The sequence below is a fragment of the Gloeotrichia echinulata CP02 genome, assembly GCA_038087035.1.
Taxonomy (GTDB): Bacteria; Cyanobacteriota; Cyanobacteriia; order Cyanobacteriales; family Nostocaceae; genus Gloeotrichia; species Gloeotrichia echinulata.
Window position 1 is genome coordinate 2,430,886 of sequence record CP051187.1, and the last position, 17,695, is coordinate 2,448,580.

Consider the following 17,695-nt stretch of genomic DNA (forward strand, 5'->3'; position numbering starts at 1 on the left):
TTACAAGGAAGTTAGGCGCGAAAATCAATACAAATTCCCCGTAAATATTTTAAGTATCCATGTCTAGAAAGTATGTAATAAAAATTTTTAGTACTGAGGACTAGGTGGTGGCGATGGCTGCGCCAGCCGTTGGCATCGCCCATTTTTGGACTCATCCCACAAAATCGTATTGCTACCCTCTTTACATTCACGAAAACCTATGAGTATAATTGATTAAGCGCTTCGGTAACGCAAAAGCCCAGCCAGCGCTAAACAACAACAATGAGTTAAGGTATAATATCATGGCAGTAGAAAAAACTAATTCCTCCTCAAGCTTGGCCGAAGTTATTGATCGTATCCTCGATAAAGGTATCGTAGTCGATGCTTGGGTACGTGTTTCTCTAGTAGGTATTGAAATACTAGCTATCGAAGCTCGTATCGTTATCGCTTCTGTTGAAACATACCTGAAATATGCCGAAGCTGTTGGTTTAACTCAGTCAGCCGCAGTCCCTGCTTAATTATTAGGCAGAGTTGAAAAAATCGAAATTACTAACTTTGTAATTCTCGAAGACATTCCTGATTCAGATAAAGTTCAAATCAACAACAAGTAGTTAAGGAGTAAAATCATGGCAGTAGAAAAAACTAATTCCTCTTCCAGCTTGGCTGAAGTTATAGATCGTATCCTCGACAAAGGTATCGTGGTAGATGCTTGGGTTCGTGTTTCTCTAGTAGGTATTGAACTACTAGCTATCGAAGCTCGTATCGTTATAGCTTCTGTTGAAACATACCTGAAATATGCCGAAGCTGTTGGTTTAACTCAGTCAGCCGCAGTCCCTGCTTAATTATTAGGTAGAATTTCTAAAAATCAGAATTGCACAATCGGCAATTCTGAGTGTGATTTCTGACCAGATAAAGTTCAAATCAACAACAAGTAGTTAAGGAGTAAAATCATGGCAGTAGAAAAAACTAATTCCTCTTCCAGCTTGGCCGAAGTTATAGATCGTATCCTCGACAAAGGTATCGTGGTAGATGCTTGGGTTCGTGTTTCTCTAGTAGGTATTGAACTACTAGCTATCGAAGCTCGTATCGTTATAGCTTCTGTTGAAACATACCTGAAATATGCCGAAGCTGTTGGTTTAACTCAGTCAGCCGCAGTCCCTGCTTAATTATTAGGTAGAATTTCTAAAAATCAGAATTGCACAATCGGCAATTCTGAGTGTGATTTCTGACCAGATAAAGTTCAAATCAACAACAAGTGAAGGAGTAAAATCATGGCAGTAGAAAAAACTAATTCCTCTTCCAGCTTGGCCGAAGTTATAGATCGTATCCTCGACAAAGGTATCGTGGTAGATGCTTGGGTTCGTGTTTCTCTAGTAGGTATTGAACTACTAGCTATCGAAGCTCGTATCGTTATAGCTTCTGTTGAAACATACCTGAAATATGCCGAAGCTGTTGGTTTAACTCAGTCAGGCCGCAGTCCCTGCTTAATTATTAGGTAGAATTTCTAAAAATCAGAATTGCACAATCGGCAATTCTGAGTGTGATTTCTGACCAGATAAAGTTCAAATCAACAACAAGTGAAGGAGTAAAATCATGGCAGTAGAAAAAACTAATTCCTCTTCCAGCTTGGCCGAAGTTATAGATCGTATCCTCGACAAAGGTATCGTAGTCGATGCTTGGGTACGTGTTTCCTTAGTAGGTATTGAATTACTAGCTATCGAAGCTCGTATTGTCATCGCTTCTGTGGAAACCTACCTGAAATATGCTGAAGCTGTTGGTCTAACTCAATCAGCCGCAGTCCCTGCTTAATAATTGAGCCGAGTTCAGAAAAATCAGAATTACTTAGTTTGTAATTCTGATGCTAATTCTGCTTTAATCTGATTATCCCGATATACTTCAATCAATATATATCCAAGGATAAAAGGAAAAAATCAGAAATTACTAGAGCTACATTCACCGGATATTAATTATCCTGTGAATGTGTTTAAATCACCATTATTTAGTATAATTGCGGAGAAACTCATGACGGCTTTAATGGAAAAAATCCGGCAAGAGCATCGGTCAATAGCTGAGGAAGTAACTCAACTATTTAATGAGACTCACGAATTCTTGTCCGCTACAACAGCCCAAAGACAAGCGCAAGCTAAACAGCAAGCACAACAACTGCACGAATTCCGTCAGCAACTTGAGCAAACCAGCCACCAATTCTTAACAGAAACTGCTAAAGAAAGAACGGCTCAAGCTAAACAGCAAGCACAACAACTGCACGAATTCCGTCAGCAACTTGAGCAAACCAGCCACCAATTCTTAACAGAAACTGCTAAAGAAAGAACGGCTCAAGCTAAACAGCAAGCACAACAACTGCACGAATTCCGTCAGCAACTTGAGCAAACCAGCCACCAATTCTTAACAGAAACTGCTAAAGAAAGAACGGCTCAAGCTAAACAACAAGGACAAGAACTGCGCCAATTCCGCAAGGATTTGTTTGCAAGTATTTTTGGCACCCACATTTAGTCCTTAATCAACACTCCCAAGAAACGGAGTGTATCTGTTGAAGAACAGGGCTAAAGAGTAAAACCCCCTAATCTTCCAGGTAAAAAACTGGTAAGACCAGGGGGCTAATCAAATTCAACAATGAGTTTTAGTGTGAGACTTGAAAAGCTTCCGCTGTAACTACAAAGCATAAGTAAAATATTTTAATTGCTTATTCCACCTTGTTTGTTACCAGCTACTAATGAATGGCTCCAACTATCTTTCAGGATGTCAGACATTCATGAGAGGTTGCTTAGAGCCTATCTAGCTATCATAACACCTCGATGCACAAATGGCATCTGTTTTTTTAAATTGTGCAAAAATTGTTGCTCATCACATTAACTTATGACTATCACTACCAACAATAAAAAAAGAGCTGTTCTTCGTGTCCGTCCTGGACAGTTTGTGGTAACACCTGCTATCGAACGGGTAGCGCTACGGGCGTTGCGTTATCTCACATCAGGCTTCGCTATTCATTTACGCGGTCCTGCTGGTACGGGGAAAACAACTTTAGCAATGCATCTGGCCAACTGTTTGGACAGACCAATTATGTTGATTTTTGGAGATGACGAATTTAAAAGTTCTGATTTAATTGGTAGTGAATCCGGTTACACTCACAAAAAACTACTAGACAATTACATTCACAGTGTCGTCAAAATCGAAGACGAATTCAAACAAAATTGGGTCGACTCCAGACTAACTTTAGCTTGTCGGGAAGGCTTCACCTTGGTCTACGACGAATTTAACCGTTCACGGCCTGAAGTTAATAATGTCTTGCTGTCAGCTTTAGAAGAAAAAATTCTGACGCTTCCTCCCAGCAGCAATCAGCCAGAATACCTGCATGTTAATCCCCAATTCCGGGCAATTTTTACCTCCAATCCTGAAGAATATTGCGGAGTCCACGCGACTCAGGATGCTTTAATGGATCGGCTGGTAACTATTAATATGCCAGAACCAGATGAGCTAACTCAAAGCGAAATATTAATCCAAAAAACAGGGATAAATCAAGAATATTCTCATTTAATCGTCCGCTTAGTGAAAGCCTTTCGCCAACTTACAGGTGGTGAAAAGACCTCTGGATTACGGTCTTGTCTGATGATTGCTAAAGTCTGTTCGGAACATGATATTCTAGTAGCACCAGAAGATTCAGATTTTCGGGAAATTTGTGCAGATATATTGTTCAATCGGACAAAGTTATCTCCTAGCGAATCCACAACTATTTTTCTAGAACTACTTAACCACTTAAAACGGGAAACAGCAGAACAATTAGTTCAGGACGACATACCAGAAGATACATTGGTGAATAATTTTTATGATTAGCAGCGAAACATCGCTTTCGCGACCCACATTGTTTGATGATTATGTTACCTTGTAAGAGTAACATTTTTCCGACAGCACGCACCAAATAAGTGCATAAATAAAAGCCTGAAAACTAGATATAATCTAACGGTAAATGCTCTTTTGGCTTGAGAGCAAAAGGACCGTGTTTAACCCATTGAAGAGTGTAATCAACCATGACTACTACCCCTATACTGCCAACACGTTCTCCAACTAACTCAAGTCGAGCAATTACTACATCTACTCAGGGTTCAACTTTAGCGGATATTCTCGAAAGAGTTCTCGATAAAGGAATTGTAATTGCTGGTGATATTTCCGTATCTATTGCCTCTACTGAACTGATACATATCCGAATTCGATTGTTAATTGCCTCAGTTGATAAAGCAAAGGAAATGGGTATTAATTGGTGGGAAAATGACCCTTATTTGAGCAGTAAAACTCAACTGTTAATTGAGGAAAATAAACAATTAATTGAGGAAAATAAACAATTTCAGCATCGCCTAAATAGCCTGGAAGAACAGCTACGTTTATTCACAGCTATAAATGGGAATCACACAGAGCAATCCGAAGAAAATTCGGAAGATAACTCCCCTAATGTTGCTGAATAAAATAGTGGATTTATCAATAATTTTTCACTAGATTCATAGTCAATATAGTGGAATATTATGAGTAAGCAGAATTCAATTTTAATTCATTCTCTAACCAACATAAAGACTGAATTTGTTAAATTTTGAAAGATTCAATCTTGTCGAATAAATTTAGAAAAGGTAGATGGAATCATGGAAATTATTTGCACTTCTGTTGAAAATTCCCACGATTTACCACCTACCACTTCTAAAGCTAACAGCCAAGCGGGTTTAGTTCCTTTACTGTTAACCGTAGTAGAACTAATACGCCAGCTGATGGAAGCTCAGGTAATTCGGCGCATGGAACAGGAGTGTCTCAGTGAATCCGACTTAGAGCGAGCAGCCGAAAGCTTGCAAAAATTAGAGGAGCAAGTTTTAAATTTGTGTCGGATTTTTGAAATTGATCCAGCAGATTTGAATGTCAAATTAGGAGAGTTTGGTACTCTTTTACCAGCACCAGGGTCTTATTATCCCGGAGAAACTGGAAGTCAACCTTCGATACTAGAACTACTAGATCGTCTTTTAAACACGGGAATTGTTGTAGACGGCGAAATAGATTTAGGTGTAGCTCAAATCAATCTTATTCACGCTAAGTTACGCTTAGTTTTGACCTCAAAACCGATCTAATTACAGTACCCAGGTTTCTCACCAGATTTTTCTTCGCGTTGCTTTCTCTTTGTCCCAAAGTCCTAGGGGCTGGTTCAGAGATATCCTCATTAATAGTTGATAATCTTTATGAACCCGCCCCTACTTGTTGCGTCAGTCCACTCGTTTACTGACTCACCCCAAAAAACTTAGTCATTACAAAGTTATCAGTCGTTAATATAGGTTTAAGATTTTTTAGCTTATGGATGTTGGTCTTTATCTTTACGGTATTTTTGCTGACCCAATCCCAGAAAAAATTGCTCTGAAAGGATTGGATTCGCAACCTGTTTCTAGTCAAGTAATTGACGGATTTACTTTTTTATATTCAGATGCAAAACAAGAAAAATATTTGGCATCTCGTCGTAATTTAATCAGCCATGAAAAGGTTTTAGAACAAGCAATGCACGAAGGGTTTCGGACTCTTTTACCCTTGCGTTTTGGATTAGTTGTCAAAGATTGGGAAACAGTGATCACACAACTAACAAAACCGCATAAACAGGAATTGCAAGAACTATTTCAAAAATTGGCAGGAATGCGAGAGGTTAGCGTTAAGATTCTTTGGGATTCTAAGTCCGAATTACAAGCAATGATGGAGTCTAATCAAGACTTGAAACAGAAGCGCGACCAAATGGAAGGAAAGGCGTTGAGTATGGAGCAAGTAATTGAAATTGGACAATTAATTGAAAATAATTTGGCAATTCGGAAAGAATCTGTAATCCAAGTTTTCTTTAATGAGCTAAATCCCTTAGCCGAAGAGATTATTGAAAGTGATCCCATGATGGAAGAAATGATTTACAACGCTGCTTTTTTAATTCCTTGGGATACCGAATCTGTGTTTAGCCAACGTGTCGAAGCCATTGACCAAACATTTGGCGATCGCTTACGTATTCGCTACAACAATTTTACTGCTCCCTATACCTTTGCTCAAATTTAGTAACAAACATCACAGTAATAAATATATGCTAGGTAAAATTTTACTATTTCCAGTTATGGGACCTATCAGTGGACTTGTATGGATTGGAGAACAAATTCAAGAGCGGACTAATACTGAATTTGATGCTCAAGAAAATTTGCATAAACAATTATTAAGTCTGCAACTTTCTTTTGATATAGGCGAAATTTCCGAGGAGGACTTTGAGGAGCAAGAAGAAGAACTTCTCCTGAAAATTCAAGCTTTGGAAGAACAAGCCAGGCTAGAATAAGCAGAAACTCAAGCAGATGAAATCTTTGAAGACCAATACCAGCATTTCCTAGAATATGAAAAGGAGGAAAATCTAGTTCTGTTACCTTAATATTACTAGCCAATCACCTCGGTTTTCATGTGAAATTAACAAATAAAAACCCGCAACTGCGGGTTATTAGTTTAATTTCTTTTCGGAGTTTTTTGTTTATCAAACCTTTAGAGGTTAATATTCAATCTCAAAAGTTTGATAATTAGATTCAAAACAGATAGGTGGACGGGCTAAAATTTGAGGCATTTTTGCTTCAGGACTACGTAAGTTATTAATAGTTGCCTCAGTCTCTGCTATCTGGGTTTTGAGGTTACTTAAGCGTTGTTTCAGCATAGCGGTACGCTGCTCAATAAATTGTAATTCTTGTTTAATTCGTTGCTGTTCTGTTACTAGCTTGTAAAGTTCTAATTGACTAGAAGCCTCACATTTATTCCGAGGCATTGTAGTAATTTTAGGTCTAATATTACCCCGATTACGAAATGTTTTCATCTTAAATACCTGAGCGATTGCTAGTATTATAACCAAGAAAATTATCTTGTAAAGGCTTAATCAAAAATCGGATTAAATTCTCTTCAATGAGAAGACAAGAAATCTCAACAATAGACAAGCAAAAAGTATTTTTTATCTGTTTTTCATCATGAAAACGCACAATATCTACACCTATGCATTTGTAAAGACTCCTGATTTTCCCTTAGATTTACCAGATGGTAATACTGGTCAAGTACGATTAATTAATGGCGGAGGTATTTCGGCTATTGTCGAATCTGGGACAACTATAGAGTCAGTCCAAAAAAATGACGAAGAAGTCATCAAAATGGTTTTAGCTCATGATCGAGTAATTTGTGAACTATTTGACCAAATCACAGTTTTACCTTTGCGGTTTGGCACTTATTTTATTTCCCAAGAAGCCTTACTAGATCATATAGAAACTAATGCCAAAGAATACCAAGAAAAAATCAATCAGTTTCACGGTAAAAACGAATATCTTTTAAAACTAATCCCCCGAACTTTACCAGAGCCAGTCAAGGCCTCAGTAGCAGGAGGAAGAGATTATTTTTTAGCCAAAAAACAATATTATGAAAATCAAAAAATATTTCAAATCGCACAAGCTGACGAAAAATACAGTCTAATTCATTTAATTACAGAACTGTATAAATCATCCGTTATTGTGCAACATCAAGCGGAAGAAGTCCGAATTTATCTTTTGGTAAGTTACCAAGATAAGTCTTTACTTTCAAAGCAATTTTTAACTTGGCAAGAAGCTTGTCCTCGGTGGGATTTATTCTTGGGAGAAGGGCTTCCTCCTTATCAATTTATTTAACAATAAACTCGGTGGAAATAAAAAATTATATTACGAAACCTGACCATTTCCAGTAAGCTTTATTTCCGCCGACCTTCTTAGTTACAAATATTTCTGGTTTTTTAACTTTATTATGAACCACTACGACTCACTACATCTAATCATGTTTAGCGGCAAAGGAGGGGTAGGTAAAACTACCATTTCTTGCAGCTTTGCGCGTTATTGGGCGAGAAAGTTTCCTGAAGATAAAATCTTGTTAATTTCCACAGATCCGGCACATTCTTTAGGAGATGTATTGCAGGTAGATGTGAAAGATAATGCCTTACCAATAGCGGATTTACCTAATTTGAGCGTTCAAGCCTTGGATGCTCAAAAATTGTTATTGGAATTTAAAGCCAAATATAGTTACTTTTTAGAATTACTGGTGGAGAGGGGTAGTTTAGCAGACGGAGAAGATTTAGCCCCTGTTTGGGATTTAAACTGGCCAGGTTTAAATGAATTAATGGGATTGCTAGAAATTCAACGGTTACTATCTGAAAAACAGGTAGACCGTGTAATAGTTGATATGGCGCCCTCTGGGCATACATTAAACTTGTTGGGATTGAAAGATTTTTTGGATGTTATTTTCCAATCTTTAGAACTATTTCAAGAAAAACATCGAGTAATTACACAAAGTTTTACAGGTAGTTATAAGGCTGATGAAGTAGATAAATTCTTGGTAGACATGAAATTTCAATTAGCAGAAAGTAGACGCTTACTGCAAGATGAGGAATTTACTGGTTGTGTAGTTGTCGCAGTTTCTGAACCCATGTGTTTATTAGAAACTGAACGATTCCTACAAAGTTTAAAAACCCTAGAAATTCCCTATGCTGGATTATTCATCAATCGAGTGTTGATAAATTCAGATATGGAACTAGACCGTTATGCTGAACAGCAAAATCTCATCAATAAATTTTTAACATTAGCACCTAACCAACCTGTTTTCACCGTCTCACAACAGAGAGTAGAACCATTGGGTGGAGTAGCTTTAGATTCTCTAGCTTCCCAAATTCAAAAAATTGATAGTGTGGAACTGGTACCACCACCACTGATTCAATGGCCTGTTAAAGTCCTACCCAGTTTCAATGATTTTTTGGCAGAAGGGTGTCAATTGATTATAGTCGGAGGTAAAGGAGGTGTGGGCAAAACCACAGTAGCAGCCGCTATCGGTTGGGCTTGTTCTCAGCGTTATCCCCATAAAAATATTCGCATAATTTCTATAGATCCGGCTCATTCTTTAGGCGATGCTTTTGGCAGAACTTTAGGTCATGAACCTGTAATGTTATCTGCTAATTTAAGCGGTCAAGAAATTGATGCAGATAGAGTTATAGAACAATTCCGCTCAGATTATCTTTGGGAATTAGCGGATATGATTAGTGGTGAAGGTTCAAACACAGATTCAACAGTGAATGTTGCCTATCTTCCAGAGGCTTGGCGACAGATTATGTCTCAGGCTTTACCTGGAATTGATGAGATGTTATCTCTGATTACTGTGATGGATTTATTAGACAGTAATCAGGAAGATTTAATTATTTTAGATACGGCTCCCACAGGTCATCTCCTGAGCTTTTTAGAAATGCCAGCTGCTTTAGGAGATTGGTTATCGTGGATATTTAAGCTGTGGATGAAATATCAAGATATTTTGGGGCGCGTTGATTTCATTGGGCGATTGCGGCATTTACGCCAACAAGTTGTACTGGCACAAAAGAAGTTAAAAAATCCTCGCCATACTCAATTTGTTGGGGTAATTCAGGCGGAAACTGCTATTGTGGCTGAACACATACGTTTAACAGAATCTCTGAAAAATATGGGAGTTAATCAGCGTTATGTCGTCCAAAATCGCTACAGTCCAGAGGTGGAAATTGATGGCAGTTTGTTTCCAGACCAAACAGTTGTTCGCTTACCGCGATTACCCAGATCTGTGGAGCCGTTAGCCCGGATTCAAGGTGCTGCCAATCTTTTGTTTTAAGTTGGGGAATTAACTGCAAATACGAGATAAATAGAGTAATAAAACAATCATAAATTTGATTGCTGAAAATTACTTTTTTAACCGCAAAGGACGCAAAGGACGCGAAGGTAGAGGGATGATTTTATGAGTGAGTTATTTAAGGGTTTTGAGCAGTTAGTCGAATTGGTGAAGACTTTAGAAGAAAAGATGGAAAAGGGAGAAATCAAGACAGATGTGCAAATTAACTCCCGTCCCTTGAGTAGTATTCCTCGTCATGGGAATATGCCGCGTCCTAATAATATGGGTAATGATGTGGGTACAAGTCGCTTCCGCACTCAACCACCTGCTAATTCTGGTTCTGGTGGTGGAAATGGAGGTGCATCTGACCCCCCCATCACACCACCTGCTGGGTCTTCAGATCATTCTCTCAAGGATGTTGGGGGACTGGGTGAGGTTCTGAAGGAACTTAAGGAACTGATTGCTATTCCTTTAAAACGCCCTGATTTGCTGGCTAAATTGGGACTAGAAGCCACAAGAGGCGTATTATTAGTGGGACCGCCTGGTACGGGCAAAACTTTGACCGCTCGCGCTTTGGCTGATGAACTCGGTGTTAACTATATTGCGCTGGTGGGGCCTGAAGTCATCAGTAAATACTACGGTGAGGCTGAACAAAGGCTGCGGGGGATTTTTGAAAAAGCTGCAAAAAATGCACCCTGTATTATCTTTATTGATGAAATAGATAGTTTAGCCCCAGACCGTAGTGCTGTAGAAGGGGAAGTGGAAAAACGTCTGGTGGCTCAACTGTTGAGCTTAATGGATGGTTTCTCTCACAGCCAAGGTGTGATTGTTCTGGCTGCGACAAATCGCCCCGACCATCTCGATCCCGCCCTGCGCCGTCCCGGAAGATTTGACCGCGAAGTTCAGTTTCGCATCCCAGACTGCAATGGACGTAAAGAAATTTTGCAAATTCTCTCCCGTGCTATGCCCTTGGATGATACAGTTGACCTCGATTTTATCGCGGAACGGGCTGTAGGATTTGTGGGTGCCGATTTGAAAGCTGTCTGTCAAAAAGCGGCTTATACAGCTTTGCGTCGCCAGATTCCTTCGATAGATGGGCAAATTCCCGACAACATGACAGTTAACCAAACTGATTTCTTACAAGCCCTCAAAGAAATCAAACCAGCGGTGCTGCGGAGTGTGGAAGTGGAAGTTCCCCATATCGCTTGGGAAGATATTGGCGGTTTGGATAGCATTAAGCAAACTTTGCGGGAATCAGTAGAAGGGGCGTTACTGTATCCAGAACTTTACCTCCAGACCAAAGCACTAGCGCCCAAGGGGATTTTATTGTGGGGACCACCGGGAACTGGTAAAACTTTATTGGCAAAAGCTGTAGCTTCCCAAGCCAGAGCTAATTTTATCGGTGTCAACGGGCCAGAGTTACTCAGTCGTTGGGTGGGCGCCAGTGAACAAGCTGTACGGGAATTATTCGCCAAAGCGCGACAAGCCGACCCCTGCGTCGTATTTATTGATGAAATTGATACCTTAGCCCCGGCGCGAGGCAGTTACAATGGTGATTCGGGAGTGAGCGATCGCGTCGTTGGGCAATTACTCACTGAGTTAGATGGGTTACAGGTGGGCAGCACTATCTTAGTAATCGGCGCGACAAATCGACCTGATGCACTCGACCCAGCTTTATTGCGAGCCGGACGCTTAGATTTACAGATGAAGGTCGATTTACCAGATTTAGCCAGCCGGTTGGCGATTTTGCAAGTCCATAGCCAAGGACGACCATTACAAGATGTGGATTTGCAATATTGGGCACAAATGACTAAGGGTTGGAATGGTGCTGATTTGACATTGCTGTGTAATCAAGCCGCTGTCGAAGCAATTCGCCGTTTCCGCACTCAAGGTCTGACAGACCCTGCTGATATCAAGATTACAACTGATGATTTTAATTATGCCTATCAAGTGTTAACCGAGCAACGTCCAGGTTAACAGAGGACTGGGGACTGGGGGCTGGGGACTGGGGACTGGGGACTGGGGACTGGGGAATTGTTTTCCAGTCGTCAGTCCCTTTTCTCCAATCTGCTGGTGAGCGGGTTGGGGGATTTGTCTGCGTAAGTTTGCATAGATGAGAATGCGATCGCCTCTTTGTGGATTCAGTGTCTTTTACATGGTGTAAATTAGATTTTTTTATGTATAAAGAAGTAACCTAGTTATAACTAGAAAACTTTTTAACAACCGTGGAACATAGGGGCGCAAGCTTATTTTTCAAAAAATTTAGCACGCTAAGTACGCAAGACCCTCTATTTTCAGCTAATTGTGCCACAATTATTTTTCTTTATTTTGACGATTTTAGGCATATTATGGAGCCTTTACCGCTTTGCTATTGGTCAGCTAGAGACACCTTGGGTTTACCTAATCAACGGCGCATGGGCTATCTATATTTTATCCTTACTTTGGGCAGTAATTTATGCATCTATCTGGCAGCCATCTCCAGATATTTTAGATGATAAATAAATAACACTCAATGACAGTTACAAAACTGTCATTGTGATTGGGAAAAATACCGAATAAAGAATAAAATTAGACCATCCATCACTGAGCAAAAACTATGAACGATAATTTTCAAATACTTGAACCAATAGGAACCTTAAATGCAGCCAAAGGTAATGAAATTAGGCGCGAAATTGAATATGTTATGACTAGTGGTATCGATATTGTATTGATTGATCTCAAAAATGTTCAGTTGATCGATAGTTCTGGTTTAGGTGCTTTAGTTTCAACGATGCAATTTGTCAGAAAAAGCAATAAAAAACTCTATATCTGTTCTGTGAATAATCAAGTTCAAATGTTATTTGAGCTAACTAAAATGGATCGAATTATGCAAATCCTTAAAGATAGAGAAGAATTTGAGAAACTTGAGCAAGTAGTTAAAAATAGAGAAGAATTGAATAGTCATGTTCTTATAAGCTAAATTTTGAGCGTTGAAATGGGTTAAAAGCCTGTCTAGTAAGCTTTTAGCTTACCAAGCCAATTTTAGATTTTAGATTGTTTCGGTTCCTTGCAGGCCCCGCAGAATTTTAGATTTTAGATTTAATCCAAAATCTAAAATTGTTTGCCCCTTGTGGTCGGGGTCAATCCAAAACTTGTACTGAGCGAAGTCGAAGTATCCAAAACTTGTACTGAGCGTTCGCGCAGCGTCCCGCAGGGAAGTCGTTGGCGTAGCCTCTGTCTGCGACACGCTACGCGAACGTAGAGAAGTATCCAAAATCCAAAATCCAAAATCGTTTGACGTATATCAAGGTTTTTGGCGCTAACACTAAGCGTATTGGGATATGGTGGGTATTGCCCACCATACGTATTATTTGAAAAACTAAAATAGGAATCCTATGGTTGCTTAAGTTCTGTATTCTATTTGTATCAATCAAATTTAACTCGTAGTAAAGACAAATCATCATCAAGATTATCGTTGTGGCTCAAGGTCATAATCTGAGCCAATACTTCATTGAGATGAGTAGTGTTTGTCTGTTGACAGTTGAAGAGCAAATTCTCCAGAGCCTCGAAACCCCAAATTTTGCCATTTGGTACAGGGATTTCGTAAGCGCCATCACTAAAAATAAATAAGCTGCTGTTTGTTTGTATTTCTAAAACAGCATTTTTAAATTCAATATCTGGCACAAAGCCTATGGGAATATCCAGAGAATTTAGTTTTTGTATGTCGATGCTTGGGGGATTTTTGGCAGATAGTAGTAAAGGTGCTGGATGTCCAGCATTGGCATAAACTAGTTGTTGTTTAACGCGATGATAAACTCCATACCAAATGGTAAAGTACTTGTCACTGTGATTACTCATTTGAAACGCGGTATTGAGGGCATTTAAAACTTCACTAGGTTGACAAAAATTAGTATTGGGTAAAGACTGCGATCGCAAGATATTCAACACAGATACAGACAGTAGCGCTGAACCAACTCCATGCCCTGATACATCTAATAAATAAATTGCTAAATTATCATCATCAATCCAGTAGTAGTCAAAGCAATCACCCCCCAACTGCGCTGAGGGAACAAATAAAGCGTCTATACTTATTGTTCCTACCAATGGAAGTGGTAAAAGTGATCTCACATAATCAGCCGCTTCTGCTAGTTCAGCTTCTAAAATTTGCTTTTGCTGGTGTAGATTTTGGTTTAGTTCTTCTAAAGCTTGCTTTTGAGCCTGCAAATCTTGGTTTAACTGATGTAACCTTATCCCTGCTCTTACCCTAGCCTTCAATTCATTAATTTCTACCGGTTTAGAAACAAATTCATCTGCTCCTGCATCTAGTCCTCTAACCCTGTCTCCTTCTTCTCCTGGCGCTGCTCCTTTTGCAGTCAGTAGAATAAAAAAAGTTGTTGCTAACTCTGGATCAGTCTTTATGCGGCGACACACTTCTAAACCATCCATCTGCGCCATTACCCAATCACAAATAATCAGCGCGGGACGTAATCTTTTTGCTTCTAATAGTCCATCTTCTCCGTTACTGACTATGGTGGTATCATAACCTTGATTTTCCAGCGCTCTTTTGAGTGCGAATCGCAATATCGGATCATCATCAATAATCAGAATTTTCAACATAAATCGTAATAAAATCACATGATTATTAATTAACTATTAAATAATTGTATGTTACAATTATTTAATAGTTAATTTTTTGTTAAATGCTTCTGGTTTGTTATTTTTTGTATTTCCCTGATATAAAAACTGAGCCAGTCATTTTCAATTCTTTCGATTATACACTGATTATAAAAATTAGGAGTTAATAATGACCAAGAAAATTTATCTCAAAGTTAATACAGATATCAATGCTGAAGATGAGATTTTATCTTGGTTTGAGCAGGTGAATCAACCACCTTTTGCTGACAATACAATTTGGTGGCAATTGCAAACACTACTGGTAGAGGGCTTTATTAACATTGTTGAACATGCTCACAAGAATTTGTCCGTAGAAACGCCGATAGAATTAGAGGCTTTAAGATTCAGTGAACATATCGAAATACGTATTTGGTCTTATGGACCAGCCTTTGATTTAACTCAACAATTACAACAAACTCTCGAATTAGAAGATAATTATCAAGAGCGGGGGCGGGGTTTAAAAATTATGTCTAAACTTGTAGACAAGTTGAGTTATGAGCCAACAGGCGATAACCGTTATTGTTTATTTATTAGTAAAAAATATTAATTTTTGTTATTGGTCATTGGTCATTGGTCATTGGTCATTGGTCATTGGTCATTGGTCATTGGTCATTGGTCATTGGTCATTGGTCATTGGTCATTGGTCATTGGTCATTGGTCATTGGTCATTGGTCATTGGTCATTGGTCATTGGTCATTGGTCATTGGTCATTGGTCATTGGTCATTGGTCATTGGTCATTTGTCATTTGTCATTTGTCATTTGTTATTTGTTATTGGTCATTGGTCATTGGTCATTGGTCATTGGTCATATCATGTCCTAATACCCTCAATATTGCTTGGTTAAGCCTAAAAAACTTAAAAATTAATTCTCCTTCTCTAGGTTCGGAGCGTGTCGTAGACAGACGCTACGCGCAAGCACCAAGCGTACTGGAACCGTATTGAAATTAAACCCAAAAATTCGGAATTACAAATTACGTTAGCGTAGCGGGGCGTAGCGGGGCGTATCCCATTACGAATTACGAATTACTTAAAAATACTTGAATGCGGTTGATAAATGCTTCTAACTCGGCGACTAAATCAGATGTACCAACTAACTGCTGTTGACGGCTTAGTCGTTCTAGTTTTTCTCCGGCTTGCTGCATAGTTGTAGCTCCGATATTACCACTGGAACCCTTGATATGATGGGCTTCGCGTCCAAGTTTATCAAAATCATAAGATGCGATCGCGGCTTTGGTTGCTTCTACATGAGACTTGCTATCTTCAACGAATATTGCTAATAATTCTAACTCAAATTCTTGGTTGTTTTCTGATAGTTGATGTAAGTGTTCCCAATTAAGTGGGAGTTCGAGCAAATTGCTATCTGTAGTAGAAACTGTTGGACTGGAAATAGTTATTAGCTCTGGTGTATGTATTATCTGACTCCAATGCTCTAGCAACGCTGCTAATTTATCTTTAGCTACCGGCTTGCTCAGATAGTCATCCATACCTGCTTCTAAACAGCTTTGTTGGTCTTCTTTCATCGCATTAGCTGTGATAGCAATGACAACAGGTTGCTGGCTACTAGCAAATGAGCTTGCTGTCCGACGACGAATTTCTTTTGTAGTCTCTAAACCATCCAAAATTGGCATTTGACAATCCATGAGAATCAAATCATAGGGAATTTTATCTAATAGCTCTAAAACTTCTTGACCATTGGCTACTGCATCAGCATCGTAACCTAAGTTATGGATCTGCTTCAGAAGAACTTTTTGATTTACTAGATTATCTTCTGCTATCAGCAATTTTAACTTCGATTTACCAGAAGTAGTTATCTGTTCTAGTTGCATAGAAAGTTTCTCAATTGGGATGACATCAAAATTATCTAATTTCGCTTGGCTTCCTAAAATATTGATTATGGTCTCGAATAGTCTAGATAGCTTGACTGGCTTGACCAAATAACTAGCAAATCCTATTTTCAGCGCCCTTTGTACTTCTTCTCTTTGATTAGTAGAGGTCAACATAATTAAAGGGACATCAGCAATAGCAGAATTTGCCTTAATTTGTTCTCCTAGGGTCAGTCCATCTACATCTGGCATTTGCATATCAATCAAAGCAATATCATAAGGTATTCCCTGATTGGCAGATTGTTCTAAAGCTTTGAGAGCAGTAGCCGCACAAGCAGCCTCATCCACGTGCATTCCCCAACGGGTAGCCTGGTGGTAGATAATTTTGCGATTAGTACTATTATCATCCACCACTAACAAGCGTCGATGAGTGAGCGTTTCGGGTTCTTTAGCAGGGGAAATAGGCGGAGATTGCTTGACAAAAGGTAGCTCAAACCAAAATTGAGATCCTTGACCCATGTTGCTGTTCACCCCGATTTCTCCACCCATCAAAGTGACCAATTGTTGACAGATAGCTAATCCTAAACCGGTGCCACCATATTTACGCTTTATCGAAGCATCTACTTGGGTAAATGCTTGAAATAGTTTCTTTTGATCTTCAAGATTAATACCAATACCCGTATCTGTAACAGCAAAGTGGATGGTAGCTTGATTATGGGTTTCTGATTTCAGTTCAGCTCGCAGAACTACCTCTCCGGTGCTGGTAAATTTGATGGCGTTACCTATCAGATTCATTAATACTTGTCGTAGGCGACTACCATCACCTTGGAGGTAAGTAGGAACATTGCGATCAATCAAGGCGGCAAGTTCTAATCCTTTATTATGAGCTTGGGGAGCCAACAATTCTAAAATTTCTTCCACACAAGTGGATAAGTCAAAATCTAGAGTTTCCAGCATCATTTCCCCAGCTTCTAGCTTAGAAAGATCCAAAATTTCGTTAATTAAATATAAAAGAGCATCTCCACTCACGCGAATTGTTTCTAAAAAATCTCGTTGTTCTGGGTTCAGGGGAGTTTCTAAAAGTAAGCCAGTCATCCCCAATACAGCGTTCATCGGCGTACGAATTTCATGACTCATGTTCGCCAAAAAATTGCTTTTGGATTGAGAAGCTAATTCGGCTTGGCGACGGGCGCTTTCTAGTTCTTGTCGCTGACGAGTTTCTGCTTCCAGTAGCTTGGCTTGGGCTAAAGCAATACCTATTTGGTCAGATAGGGATTGCAAAAGTTCAACTTCCCAGCTAGTCCATTGGCGAGTGTGGGTACACTGATGAGCAATTAGTAGCCCCCAAAGTTGATCTTTGAGGAAAATGGGAATTACAAGTTTGGAACTTGAAACTTCGAGTTTGGAACTTGAAACTTCAGCTTCGGAACTTGAAACTTCGAGTTTGGAACTTGAAACTTCAGCTTCGGAACTTGAAAATCCCCCACTCAGCACATTTGTAGGGTGTGTCAGATGCCAAAAATCTGTGGTTCATCATGAAAAACTCAAATCTGACGCACCTT

20 protein-coding genes and 1 pseudogene are annotated in these 17,695 nt (G+C 39.3%); 18 read left to right on the forward strand and 3 right to left on the reverse strand.

Translation table 11 applies throughout. From position 1 onward, the window contains the following. Nucleotides 1-281 precede the first annotated feature (281 nt). The 11 genes from gvpA (HEQ19_10630) to HEQ19_10680 all read left to right on the forward strand — a co-directional run bounded on the left by gvpA (HEQ19_10630) (nucleotide 282) and on the right by HEQ19_10680 (nucleotide 6,322). Nucleotides 282-497, forward strand: a complete 216-nt coding sequence (gene gvpA / locus HEQ19_10630; GenBank protein ID WYL99907.1) for a gas vesicle structural protein GvpA — start codon at nucleotides 282-284, stop codon at nucleotides 495-497. A 108-nt stretch (nucleotides 498-605) separates the two neighbouring features. Beyond that, on the forward strand, nucleotides 606-821 hold the full coding sequence (gene gvpA, locus HEQ19_10635) for a gas vesicle structural protein GvpA (protein WYL99908.1): 216 nt from the start codon (nucleotides 606-608) through the stop codon (nucleotides 819-821). Between the two features lie 108 nt (nucleotides 822-929). Next, complete coding sequence (gvpA, locus tag HEQ19_10640; protein ID WYL99909.1) at nucleotides 930-1,145, forward strand: gas vesicle structural protein GvpA; 216 nt, start codon at nucleotides 930-932, stop codon at nucleotides 1,143-1,145. A gap of 105 nt (nucleotides 1,146-1,250) precedes the next feature. Further along, nucleotides 1,251-1,478, forward strand: a complete 228-nt coding sequence (gene gvpA / locus HEQ19_10645; GenBank protein WYL99910.1) for a gas vesicle structural protein GvpA — start codon at nucleotides 1,251-1,253, stop codon at nucleotides 1,476-1,478. 94 nt (nucleotides 1,479-1,572) lie between these two features. After that, complete coding sequence (gvpA, locus tag HEQ19_10650; protein ID WYL99911.1) at nucleotides 1,573-1,788, forward strand: gas vesicle structural protein GvpA; 216 nt, start codon at nucleotides 1,573-1,575, stop codon at nucleotides 1,786-1,788. Between the two features lie 213 nt (nucleotides 1,789-2,001). Further along, nucleotides 2,002-2,493, forward strand: coding sequence for a gas vesicle protein GvpC (gene gvpC / locus HEQ19_10655; GenBank protein ID WYL99912.1), 492 nt, complete (start codon nucleotides 2,002-2,004; stop codon nucleotides 2,491-2,493). A gap of 363 nt (nucleotides 2,494-2,856) precedes the next feature. Beyond that, on the forward strand, nucleotides 2,857-3,831 hold the full coding sequence (gene gvpN / locus HEQ19_10660; GenBank protein WZI67174.1) for a gas vesicle protein GvpN: 975 nt from the start codon (nucleotides 2,857-2,859) through the stop codon (nucleotides 3,829-3,831). Nucleotides 3,832-4,025: 194 nt separating this feature from the next. Then, complete coding sequence (locus tag HEQ19_10665; protein WYL99913.1) at nucleotides 4,026-4,457, forward strand: gas vesicle protein; 432 nt, start codon at nucleotides 4,026-4,028, stop codon at nucleotides 4,455-4,457. Between the two features lie 171 nt (nucleotides 4,458-4,628). Next, nucleotides 4,629-5,102: a gas vesicle protein K gene (locus HEQ19_10670; protein WYL99914.1), complete on the forward strand. Its 474-nt coding sequence runs from the start codon at nucleotides 4,629-4,631 to the stop codon at nucleotides 5,100-5,102. 220 nt (nucleotides 5,103-5,322) lie between these two features. Then, entirely contained in the window at nucleotides 5,323-6,054 is a 732-nt protein-coding gene (locus HEQ19_10675) for a GvpL/GvpF family gas vesicle protein (protein WYL99915.1), read from the forward strand. A 25-nt stretch (nucleotides 6,055-6,079) separates the two neighbouring features. Then, complete coding sequence (locus HEQ19_10680) at nucleotides 6,080-6,322, forward strand: gas vesicle protein GvpG (protein WYL99916.1); 243 nt, start codon at nucleotides 6,080-6,082, stop codon at nucleotides 6,320-6,322. Nucleotides 6,323-6,526: 204 nt separating this feature from the next. On the opposite strand, the gene HEQ19_10685 is transcribed toward HEQ19_10680, so the two are convergent. Next, a complete protein-coding gene (locus HEQ19_10685) occupies nucleotides 6,527-6,841 on the reverse strand; it encodes a gas vesicle protein (protein WYL99917.1) in 315 nt (104 codons plus the stop codon). A gap of 148 nt (nucleotides 6,842-6,989) precedes the next feature. Here HEQ19_10685 and HEQ19_10690 point away from each other — a divergent pair, with 148 nt between their 5' ends. The 5 genes from HEQ19_10690 (at nucleotide 6,990) to HEQ19_10710 (ending at nucleotide 12,616) form a co-directional block, all read left to right on the forward strand. Then, complete coding sequence (locus HEQ19_10690; protein ID WYL99918.1) at nucleotides 6,990-7,673, forward strand: GvpL/GvpF family gas vesicle protein; 684 nt, start codon at nucleotides 6,990-6,992, stop codon at nucleotides 7,671-7,673. A gap of 112 nt (nucleotides 7,674-7,785) precedes the next feature. Then, a complete protein-coding gene (locus HEQ19_10695) occupies nucleotides 7,786-9,660 on the forward strand; it encodes an ArsA family ATPase (protein WYM03346.2) in 1,875 nt (624 codons plus the stop codon). Nucleotides 9,661-9,783: 123 nt separating this feature from the next. Continuing rightward, on the forward strand, nucleotides 9,784-11,634 hold the full coding sequence (locus HEQ19_10700; GenBank protein WYL99919.1) for an AAA family ATPase: 1,851 nt from the start codon (nucleotides 9,784-9,786) through the stop codon (nucleotides 11,632-11,634). A 327-nt stretch (nucleotides 11,635-11,961) separates the two neighbouring features. Beyond that, a complete protein-coding gene (locus HEQ19_10705) occupies nucleotides 11,962-12,159 on the forward strand; it encodes a hypothetical protein (GenBank protein WYL99920.1) in 198 nt (65 codons plus the stop codon). 94 nt (nucleotides 12,160-12,253) lie between these two features. Then, nucleotides 12,254-12,616 (forward strand): STAS domain-containing protein, encoded by a 363-nt coding sequence (locus HEQ19_10710; protein WYL99921.1) that lies wholly within the window; start codon nucleotides 12,254-12,256, stop codon nucleotides 12,614-12,616. A 446-nt stretch (nucleotides 12,617-13,062) separates the two neighbouring features. Here the strand turns inward: HEQ19_10710 and HEQ19_10715 are convergent, their stop codons facing one another. Next, nucleotides 13,063-14,253: a SpoIIE family protein phosphatase gene (locus tag HEQ19_10715; GenBank protein ID WYL99922.1), complete on the reverse strand. Its 1,191-nt coding sequence runs from the start codon at nucleotides 14,251-14,253 to the stop codon at nucleotides 13,063-13,065. 187 nt (nucleotides 14,254-14,440) lie between these two features. On the opposite strand from HEQ19_10715, the gene HEQ19_10720 reads away from it, so the two are divergent. Both HEQ19_10720 and HEQ19_10725 read left to right on the forward strand, forming a co-directional pair. Beyond that, nucleotides 14,441-14,857, forward strand: a complete 417-nt coding sequence (locus tag HEQ19_10720) for an anti-sigma regulatory factor (GenBank protein WYL99923.1) — start codon at nucleotides 14,441-14,443, stop codon at nucleotides 14,855-14,857. A gap of 3 nt (nucleotides 14,858-14,860) precedes the next feature. After that, nucleotides 14,861-15,154, forward strand: a complete 294-nt coding sequence (locus tag HEQ19_10725; GenBank protein ID WZI67175.1) for a hypothetical protein — start codon at nucleotides 14,861-14,863, stop codon at nucleotides 15,152-15,154. Nucleotides 15,155-15,326: 172 nt separating this feature from the next. Here HEQ19_10725 and HEQ19_10730 read toward each other — a convergent pair. Next, nucleotides 15,327-17,528 (reverse strand): annotated as a pseudogene (locus HEQ19_10730) (response regulator). Nucleotides 17,529-17,695 lie beyond the last annotated feature (167 nt).